Here is a 9,808-nt window from a genome sequence, read left to right on the forward strand (position 1 = left end):
CGTGAACGCGGCAATGAACATTCTGGCCGTCGGGCTGACGGCGTCTGTCTGTGGAGCCGGTGTAAGACCTCAACGGAGTACTCCGGGCGGGCAGTTGGCGATGAAGCAGAAACCCCTACGGCGCGAGCCGTAGGAATCCCCCTCCTTCAGGAGGGGGAGGAAGTCAACAGAACAAGGTCGGTACAGAAGTGACGTTCACCGTCGACTCCTGCGTCTCCGATCACTACGGAGATCCATGTGTCGAAGTTCCGTACAGCTGCGCCGCTTGACCGGGCGTCAAGCCGGGTCTGGCCGTCATACGCCACGTCGAAGAGGTCGGCTCTGCTACAGGTTTGGGTGACAGGTTCGGTCACGCGGCCTGGAGGGCCGGTGCGGCCAAGGATGTCGCCCCGGGGCTCAGTGCGGCCGCCGCGGGAAAACCGCGTCCGGGACAGCAGCCTCTGCCGCTCGCCGCCGTCCGGGCCCTGGCGGTCTTACCTGGTCTGAGGTGAGGGCGGAGGGGTTGTCGGGGTGGACTGGACGGCGTAGCCGTCGATGAGGGAGAGGGCGGCCACGTAGCGGGGCGTGGTGTAAGGCGGAGCGGCTCATCGTGTCGGTCGACAGGGGGTGCCAGGCGAGGTAGACGGTTCGCTCGACCGCGGACTTCTGCGGTCTGCCGCCTGTCTGGAGCTCGCCAGTCTCCGTGCTGGGCGTGCACGGAAGCTCCGCCACCGCCACTCGCAGCCGGACGCCGAGCCCGCCGGAACGTGGTGCTTCCGTGTGGCCGGGCCGTACGTCGTGGACGGGCAGATCGGCCGCGAGCCCGGGGATTCGGTGCTTCCTTGTTGCGACGCGGCCGGAGACGGGTCACCGCCGGGCTGGCCCGTCCAGGTTGCCATCCCGGTCAGTGGTTGAGCCGTCTACGGGAGCGCACAGGGGCTGTCCGATCACTCCGTGGCGTGTCGCCAGGGTTGCGCGGATAGGTTTCCCCTATGGCACCACACGCACGACCGGACTTCGCACCGCAGGACGCCGATCATGACGGACTGATCAAGGTCCGGGGAGCCGACGAGCACAACCTGCGCCACGTCGACGTGGACGTGCCCCGCGACCAGGTCGTGGCCTTCACCGGGGTCTCGGGATCCGGCAAGTCCTCGCTGGCGTTCGCGACCGTCTATGCCGAGGCCCAGCAGCGCTACCTGGAGTCCGTCGCACCGTACGCCCGCCGGCTGATCGACCAGGGCTCGGCGCCCAGGGTCGGGTCGATCACCGGTCTTCCGCCCGCCGTCGCCCTGCGTCAGCAGCACAGTGGCGGCAGCACGCGCTCGACGGTGGGAACGGTGAGTCGGGTCTCGAACGTGCTGCGCATGCTGTACTCCCGGGCCGGAACCTACCCGGCGGGCCGGACCCCTGAGGATCTGGCCGGCACGTTCCCCCGGGACGCTGCGCCACTGGACTCGGACAGCTTCTCGCCGAACACGGCGGTGGGCGCGTGCCGGACGTGTTCGGGGCTGGGGCGGCTGCACACCGTGGACGACGGCACGCTCGTCGGCGACGACTCTCTGAGCATCCGCGAGGGCGCCGTCGCCGCGTGGCCGGGCGCCTGGCAGGGCAAGAACTACCGTGACGTCCTCGCCGAGCTGGGCGTGGACATCGACATCCCCTTCCGCGAGCTGCCCGCCGCCCGGCGCGAATGGCTGCTGACCACCGACGAGCAGCCGACGGTCACCGTGCATCCGGTCCGCGATGCGCACCGGATCGCTCGCTCCTACCAGGGCACCTACATGAGCCCCCGCAGGTGGGTGCTGCACACCTTCGCCACTTCCAAGGCGGCGCACCTGCGGGCCAAGGCCGCCTCCTTCATGACCCAGGAGATCTGCCCGGCCTGCCACGGCAAGCGGCTCAACCCCGAAGCGCTGGCGGTGACCGTCGCCGGGCAGGACATCTCCGTCGCCACCTCGATGCCTCTCACGCAGCTCTCGGCCTTTCTGGAGACCGCACGCGACCATCCCGACACCCTGGCCCTGCCGGCTGAGCGGCGGCAGGCCGCGCATGCCCTGATCGGCGGTCTCCAGGACCAGCTCGGCACACTGACCGACCTGGGTCTGGGCTATCTCGCGACGGGCCGGGCGACCTCGACCCTGTCCAGTGGGGAACTGCAGAGGCTGCACATGGCCACCCAGCTTCGCAGCGGCCTGTTCGGCGTCCTCTACGTTCTGGACGAACCCTCGGCCGGCCTGCACGCCGCCGACACGGAGCTGCTGCTCACCGCGCTGCGACGGCTCAGGGGAGCCGGGAACAGCGTCTTCGTCGTGGAGCACAACGCCCAGGTCGTCGCCTCGGCCGACTGGATCGTCGACATGGGTCCCGGAGCGGGCCGCCACGGCGGGCGGATCCTTTACGGCGGCCCCGCCGCGCAGCTCGGCCAGGCGGAGGAGTCGGTGACCGCCCGGTACCTCACGCCGAGCGCGCCCCCGGTGCCCGGCCCCGAGAAGCCCCGGCAGCCGAACGGCTGGCTGGGCCTCACCGGAGTCACCGGCCACAATCTCCATGACGTGGACGTGAGTTTCCCGCTGGGCACCCTGACCGCGGTCACCGGCGTCTCCGGGTCCGGAAAGTCCACGCTCGTGCGGCGCGCTCTCGCGGACACCGTCCGCGACCATCTGCACGCCGACGAGATCGGGGCGGACATCGCCCGTCGTCCCGCGTCGGTGGAGGCCTCTGACGAGGAGGAGACCGGGGTACCGGTCTGGGATCTGGAGGAGGACCGGGTCACGGTCCAGTCCAGCTCCGGGCTCCAGCAGGTCGACCGCCTCGTGGTCGTGGACCAGAAGCCCATCGGGCGCACCCCGCGCTCGAACCTCGCGACCTACACGAGTCTGTTCGACAGCGTCCGCAAGCTGTTCGCCGCCCAGCCCGCGGCGAAGGAACTCGGTTACACCGCCAGCCGGTTCTCCTTCAACGTCACCCAGGGGCGCTGTCCGCACTGCCTGGGCGACGGCGTCGTCAGCATCGAACTCCTCTTCCTGCCCACGGAAACCTCGCCCTGCCCGGTCTGCGAGGGCGCCCGCTACAACCCCGGCACTCTCATGGTGCGCTACCGCGACCGGACCATCGCCGACGTGCTGGCGATGAGCGTGGAGGAGGCACTGGAGTTCCTCCACGACGTACAGTCGGCCGCGCGCATCCTCACACTGCTCTCCGACATCGGCCTGGGGTATCTCACGCTGGGCCAGAGCGCCACGACCCTGTCCGGCGGCGAGGCCCAGCGCATCAAGCTGGTGAGCGAATTGCACCGCGCGCCGCGCGGCCACACCCTGTACCTCCTCGACGAGCCCACCAGCGGGCTGCACCCGGCCGACATCGACCTGCTCGTCGGACAGTTGCAGCGCCTGGTGAGCGCCGGGAACACCGTCGTCGTGGTGGAGCACGACCTGCGCACCGTCGCCGCCGCGGACTGGGTCCTGGACCTCGGCCCCGGAGCGGGTGACGACGGGGGACGCATCGTCGCAGAAGGCCACCCCGAGGACGTCGCGCGAGAGGGAAAGACACTGACCGCCGACCACCTGGGCCGTCATCTGTCGGCACGGAAAAGTACCTGAATCCTTGCCGATCTGATGGGAGATCAGATCGGCAAGGACTCGGGACGCAGGGCGCGGGCCACGCCAACCGGCTCAACGCATCGGTTCACGCGTGCAGGGGACCCCCTGGACGATGAGTTGCCGGTGGCGGATGGCCTGATGCGGCGACGCTGCGGTGGGGGTGCATCACGAACTGCTTCGGGAGCCCTTGCTGAACTCCTCGCAGGCGCGCGGCAACCAAGCGATGTCGCGACCTGGTCATGACGGGCCCCGGCCACTGCCTCACCTCCTGCCCATGGATATGTGACAGGGGCGCCCCCGGTGTGGGGCGAGCCCGGGGGGCCAGAGTGGCCCCCCGGTTCATGCTGGAACTTCGTCAGGTGTAACGCGGACTGATGTGCCGCGTGGCTGTTGCTCTCCGGGCGCTTCGGTTCGGTTCGCAGACACCCGCGTGGTCGTCCACCGGTTGGCCTCAGGCCCTTCGAACGGTCAAGCGCACATCGTCGGGGACGGCCCACCACTGATCCGGCCGATCCACCACAAGAGCCTTCGGACCTGTCTCGATGAACCGGGCGAGGCGCAGAAGAAAGGCCGCGATGCCCGACGCGCCCTGCATCCACGCGGTGCCAGGCGGCAGCAGAGGCTCGTCGCTCCGATACTCCACAAAGCGCCAGCGGCCACCCGCCTCGTCCCGGATCGCCCGCTCCACAAGCGCGTCACCCATCGTGCGAGCCCCGCGCAGAAGCGTCTCCGCCGAGCTCGTGCCGGCGTAGTCCTGTGCGGCGTCCAGGAGCACGTCGCCGACCCCCGCCGTGCCGCAGCACCGGCCGTCGTTGTCCCAGAACCCCGGGCGCAGCCGCTCGGGAATGCCCGACGTGAGAAGGGAGGTCAGACAACGTCGACGCAGCTCGTCGACCTGGAATCCGGCCAACTCCGTGACACCGGCGTGCGACAGCGCCGCGAACAGGTGCGAAGTTCCCGCCGGGCCGTGGCACCAGGTGTAGGTGAGGGGCTCCACCTCACGCTTCGACGGCGGGATGGTGTGCGGTACGACGAACCCGCCGTTGTCGAGCACACCCACCGACAGGACGTGCCGAGCGCCTGCGGCCGCCGCCTCGACGAAGTCGCCGCGATCGAGCGCCGCGCCCGCTACGGCCAGCGCGGCAGCCACCCCGGCGGTGCCATGGGAATAGTTGGGCGCCCGCCACTGCGTACCCGCCGCGATGCCCCAGTCCAGGCCCGCTTCCGTGCGGTCCGCCGTACCCAGCAGCGCTTCGCAGCCCGTTGTGGCGATCGCCTCCGCGAACTCTCCCCCGACCCAGACCGCCGTCATGACGACGCCAGCGCTACCCATGATGATGTCGTTCAACGGGGCGTCGGAATCCGGTTCGAACTCGAGGGTCGTCCTCCAGCCGTCAGAGGCCGCCAGATCGTTGAGCCGCCGCAGGGCGACGGATTCCGTGCCCGGCGCGAGCAGACGCAGTGCCGTGCCGTCACCGGCGAGCCCGTCGTACAACGATGGCTCGACACGCCCTGCGGCCTGTGCCGACAACCTGGTCACGATCCCGTCGGCCAGGGCCCGCTCCCGTTCAGTCAGCTCACGGTGTTGCGCGATCTCCACCAGGACCGGTGCCAGACCCGCGATCCCCGAGTACAGCGAGTCGCGGTCCTTCGCCGGTGTCACGTCCTGGCCGTCTCCGAGCACCGTCTCCGGAAGCCACGGGCCCTCGTCCTCGCGTACCTGGTCCAGCACCCACGACCATGCCGCCTCGCCCAGCTGCCTGTACGCCTCGCTCGTCGCCACCTGGCGACGATACATCCACCCGAAAGGGGTCAGAAGATCGCGAGTGTGGGGATCGTGGCCTTCTGCTCGCTCCAGAAGAAGCCGTGCGGCGCCGCACGGCCGGAGCGGACCGCCCGATCGAGGAAGCCCTCGCGCTGCGCATGGTAACCAAGGGTCTGCTCGCCACCAGCGTGATCCTGGACGTGTCTTGTTTGTCCATTGCAACGGCGTAGCCTGCCAACTTCCTTCGCTGAAACTGGGGTTCAGTTCTGGGCAGACCTACCGGAGCCGTCTGAATCCGTGGCTTTGGCCGGGTTGTCGACCAGTTGCGCCAGGCCCTGTCGGCCGAACCGAACGCGGCCGGCCGCCTCGACTGGTGGAGGGTCTGCGAACCACTCCGGCAGGCCGCACGGACCGCTCACTGCGGCCCGGAAGACATCGGGTGTCTCCGGTCCCACCACGGGGCACCCGCCGATCGGCGAGACAGGTTTCGGGGCAAGGGCGACGCGGTGGTGGGGAACAGGAGGCCAGATTGCGCCCCTGACCGGTACGCGGACTCTTGACGCAGTGTGTGCGGGCTGCGACGGTGTGCCCCGGCATCCGCACAGAATCCAAACGTTTCCATCCTTTCCCACCAAGCGTCTTGGTCGTCTTCCTCGGGTGCGCCCGCCGGGTGTGCCCGCACCTCGCGCAGGGCCGCTCACGCCGGCCCATCGGCCTGAGCGCCCATCAGATAACCCCCCACCCGGAAGAAGGACAACGTGCGCCTCCACCTGCCCGGCACACCCCCCGCACCCCGCACGTCCGGCACCGAGGACGAAACGGTCCGCATCCAGAAGGCCGCCCGAGGACGCGCCGGTAGCGCGATCGGAGTGGTTCTGGCTCTGCTCATCGCGTCTGTTGTCTGCGCCCTGGGCGCGGCGCCGGGGGCGGCCGCGCTGCCCAACGGGCTGGCGCTGACCCCGCCGATGGGCTGGAACAGCTGGAACAAGTTCGGCTGTGACGTCACCGAGCAGAAGGTCGAATCCGTCGCCGACTACATGGTCTCCTCCGGCCTGGCCGCGGCCGGCTACACCTACGTCGACATCGACGACTGCTGGATGTCCGGCAGCCGGGACTCAGGCGGCCATCTCGTGCCGGACCCCGTCAAGTTCCCGGACGGCATCAGCGGCACCGCCGCCTACGTGCACAGCAAAGGTCTGAAGCTCGGCATCTACGAGAGTGCAGGCACCAAGACCTGCGCCGGTTATCCCGGCAGTCTCGGCCACGAGCAGACCGATGCCGCCAGTTTCGCCTCGTGGGGCGTGGACCTGCTCAAGTACGACAACTGCTACGACGACGGGACCTCCGCCCAGCAGCGCGACACCACGATGCGCGACGCGCTGGCCCATAGCGGCCGCGCCATCCTGTTCAGTCTGTGCGAATGGGGTGTTGACAGCGTGTGGACGTGGGGCGCGGGCGTGGGCAACATGTGGCGCACCACCGGCGACATCAACGACAGCTACGGCTCGCTGCTGTCCATCTTCCACGCCAACGTCAAGCTCGCGCCGTATGCCGGTCCCGGCGGCTGGAACGACCCCGACATGCTGGAGGTCGGGAACGGTGGCATGTCGTTCACCGAGGACCGCAGCGAGTTCAGTCTCTGGTCCGAGATGGCCGCCCCGCTGATCGCCGGCAATGATCTGCCGAACTCCACCGCCGCCACCGCCTCGATCCTCGGGAACCGGGAGGTCATCGCGGTCGATCAGGACTCCCTCGGCAAGCAGGGCGTGCAGGTGTCCTCCTCCGGCGGCCTGGACGTACTGGCCAAGCCGCTGGCGGGCGGCGACGTGTCGGTGGCGCTGTTTAACGAGAACTCCGGCGCTGCCACCATATCCACCACCGCGTCGGCGGTCGGCATGACCGCGTCGTCCAACGGTTACACCCTGGACAACCTGTGGTCCCACGTGAAGACCACCACCACGGGCGCGATCTCGGCCACCGTGCCAGGCCACGCCACCGTCCTGTTCCGGGTCTCCACCGGTTCGGCCACCAGCACCGGCACCGCCCACACCCTGGTCGGCGCGTCCTCAGGCCGCTGTCTGGACGCGTACGACAACGGGACCGCGCCCGGCACGAAGATCGAGATCTGGGACTGCAACGGCGGTGCCAACCAGAAGGCCACTCCGACCGCTGCCGGTGAACTGCGGCTGTACGGGGGCACGCAGTGCCTGGACGCCACGGGCGGCGCGACCACCGCGGGCACCAAGGTGGAACTGTGGACCTGCAACGGCGGCACGAACCAGCAGTGGCACCTGAATGCCGACGGCACCATCACCGGCGTCCAGTCCGGTCTGTGCCTCGACGTCACCGGAGGCGACAAGCCCGCCGGCAACGTCAACGGAACCCAGCTGGAACTGTGGACCTGCAACGGCGGCGCCAACCAGCAGTGGCGCCTTGGCTGAGCACCCCGCGACCGGCTTCGGTCCGTCCGGGCGTGAGGTCTGTGCAGACGTACACGCTGGACGTCAGGATGGTCCAGGACGAAGACTTCGAGGTGTTCGAAGTCTCAACCCACGGGCGCAGGAGCCTCGTGCGCTGCGGGTCCCGCCGCCGTGAGGCAAACGGCTTGTCACACACCCTGACGCGGCGGCACCTTTGTCTCCGGCTGCGCAGGGTGTGTGACAGGCCCGGCAGTTCATTGGATCAGGTCGGTGTGCGGATGCTCGGGGGAGACGGGACAGACGTAGATCTGCATGTTGTCGGTGCTGCCGACTTCGACCTTGGTCGGCTGCGAAGGGCTCTGGCCACAACAGCTACCGACGGTGTTGGAGGCGTAGGCGGCGGCCTGGTCCTCTTGAGGTGCCCAGCTGTGTCCCTCACCGCCGTCCCATTCGTAGGAGGCGATGGTCAGCAGCGGGACCATCTGCACATCACAGACCGTGCAGTACCGGGGGTTGGGGTCGGTGCGGCCCCACGGAGGCCAGCCGCCGACCTTCCAGCCGGGCGCGTCAGCCAGATGGACGTCATAGAAGTCTCGCGGACAGTCCGCGTGCTCGGAGCTGTCCACGTCGGCGCCGGCCGCCTGCCATCTGCTCCAGTCCTCCACCATCAGGAGCATCTGCGAGCTCAGGTCGAGGCTGTTGGGGTACTCGGTGATCGCTTCCGGTGCCAGCACACACGGTTCCGGCAGATAGCCCCAATGGTTCACCTCGTACGGTTCGGGCGGTGTGGCGAGGATGTCGACGACCTCGGCGGCGGACCGCCAGAACAGTGCGGTCGACGGCTTGTGATCCGGATCGTGGTCGTAGGGACACCACAGCACCTGGAGCAGATCGGCCTGTCCGGGCGGCCGCAGCAGGGGTATGTCGCGCAGGTACAGCTGGGCTATGGGCAGCATGGGGACCGGGCAGTCCGCGGGCAACGGAAGGCCGGCGTCGAGTCGCTCTGCGAGCCTTGCGGCGTTCCGTTCCTTGCTCGCCGCCTCCTCGGGCGTTGTCCCGCGGCCATTGTGATCACGGTGCCACCGGGCCTGCATGCGTCTCTTGAGCCGCACGTCGTCCGGCGACTCGCGAAACCCGCTGTCCACGTGCAGGTGCGAGGCTTCGCAGTGCGGCCATGGCTCATCGGCCGGCCACAGCAACGGCCCCCCGACCGAGCTCTCCCCGACCGAAGGCGACCCGGGACGAGGGTGGAGTCGAATCGCAGGACGTGCCAACGGTGCCAGCTCGGGAAAGACCGCGGTCACGCCCACGGGCCGCGGCGGTGTAGTACGTACGAAAGCCATGCCGGTGATCCTGCCACCAGCCACTGACAACCCCTGCCTGCCTCAATCGGCCTCAGTGGCATCGGTGTTCAGCTGGTCAAGTCCGACGCATGCAGCCTCGGCCACAGCGACAGCAAGCCTGCCTATGTGACCGGCTGGGTCCGGCGCAAGCCCCGTCTTTTCGGGCGGGGTGAGCCGGAACGGTCCGCGGGGTGAAGCTGTTCGGGCCGGTGTTGTCGGTGCCGGGCAGTAGGTTGATCACATGCAGCTGCGGTACAACTTCCGTGTGTACCCCGAGCTTGTGCAGCGTGATGCGCTGGCCAGGGCGTTCGGGTGTGCCCGTGTGGTCTTCAACGACGGCCTTCGGGCCCGTCGGGATGCACACGCGGCGGGGCTGCCGTATATCAAGGACACCGACCTGCAGAGGCAGGTCATCACTGCGGCCAAGCGCACCGGGGAACGGGTGTGGCTGTCCGAGGTGTCGTCGGTGGTGCTGGTGCAGTCCCTGCGGGATTTGCACGCCGCCTACCGCACCTTCTTCTCCTGCGTCACCGGCCGGCGCAGGGGCCCGAAGGTTGCGCCGCCCCGGTTCAAGTCCAGGCGGGACAGCCGGCAGTCGATCCGGCTCACCGCCAACGGGTTCTGCCTGCGCGGCAACGGCCGCCTGTATGTGGCGAAGGTCGGGGAGTTGCGGGTGCGCTGGTCACGCCCGCTTCCGGC

At 69.0% G+C, this 9,808-nt stretch carries 5 protein-coding genes and 1 pseudogene; 4 read left to right on the forward strand and 2 right to left on the reverse strand.

Translation table 11 applies throughout. The features are described from left to right. Together ABT085_RS38665 and ABT085_RS38670 are read left to right on the forward strand one after the other, a co-directional pair. Nucleotides 1–133 (forward strand): annotated as a pseudogene (locus tag ABT085_RS38665) (RNA-guided endonuclease TnpB family protein); the annotation flags it as partial. Between the two features lie 838 nt (nucleotides 134–971). Continuing rightward, a complete protein-coding gene (locus ABT085_RS38670) occupies nucleotides 972–3,581 on the forward strand; it encodes an excinuclease ABC subunit UvrA (protein WP_351619294.1) in 2,610 nt (869 codons plus the stop codon). A 451-nt stretch (nucleotides 3,582–4,032) separates the two neighbouring features. Here ABT085_RS38670 and ABT085_RS38675 read toward each other — a convergent pair whose 3' ends face one another. Then, nucleotides 4,033–5,364 carry a lanthionine synthetase LanC family protein gene (locus tag ABT085_RS38675; RefSeq protein ID WP_351619297.1) on the reverse strand — a complete coding sequence of 444 codons (1,332 nt, stop codon included), beginning with the start codon at nucleotides 5,362–5,364 and terminating at the stop codon, nucleotides 4,033–4,035. An 851-nt stretch (nucleotides 5,365–6,215) separates the two neighbouring features. On the opposite strand from ABT085_RS38675, the gene ABT085_RS38680 reads away from it, so the two are divergent. Beyond that, on the forward strand, nucleotides 6,216–7,787 hold the full coding sequence (locus ABT085_RS38680; protein ID WP_351619306.1) for a glycoside hydrolase family 27 protein: 1,572 nt from the start codon (nucleotides 6,216–6,218) through the stop codon (nucleotides 7,785–7,787). 233 nt (nucleotides 7,788–8,020) lie between these two features. Here the strand turns inward: ABT085_RS38680 and ABT085_RS38685 are convergent, their stop codons facing one another. Next, the gene (locus tag ABT085_RS38685; RefSeq protein ID WP_351619300.1) at nucleotides 8,021–9,109 is read right to left on the reverse strand and encodes a hypothetical protein; all 1,089 of its coding nucleotides are present in this window, start codon (nucleotides 9,107–9,109) and stop codon (nucleotides 8,021–8,023) included. Nucleotides 9,110–9,350: 241 nt separating this feature from the next. Here ABT085_RS38685 and ABT085_RS38690 point away from each other — a divergent pair. After that, nucleotides 9,351–9,808 (forward strand): RNA-guided endonuclease InsQ/TnpB family protein (locus tag ABT085_RS38690; protein WP_351619303.1); only part of this gene is annotated, 458 nt, incomplete at its 3' end.

Source organism: Streptomyces sp. NPDC002265 (assembly GCF_040296125.1).
In the GTDB taxonomy this organism is placed as follows: domain Bacteria; phylum Actinomycetota; class Actinomycetes; order Streptomycetales; family Streptomycetaceae; genus Streptomyces.

Excerpts from the sequence above, each read along its gene's own strand:
- ABT085_RS38670 (WP_351619294.1), top strand. The coding sequence starts at position 972 with ATGGCACCACACGCACGACCGGACTTCGCACCGCAGGACGCCGATCAT.
- ABT085_RS38685 (WP_351619300.1), bottom strand. The coding sequence starts at position 9,109 with ATGGCTTTCGTACGTACTACACCGCCGCGGCCCGTGGGCGTGACCGCG.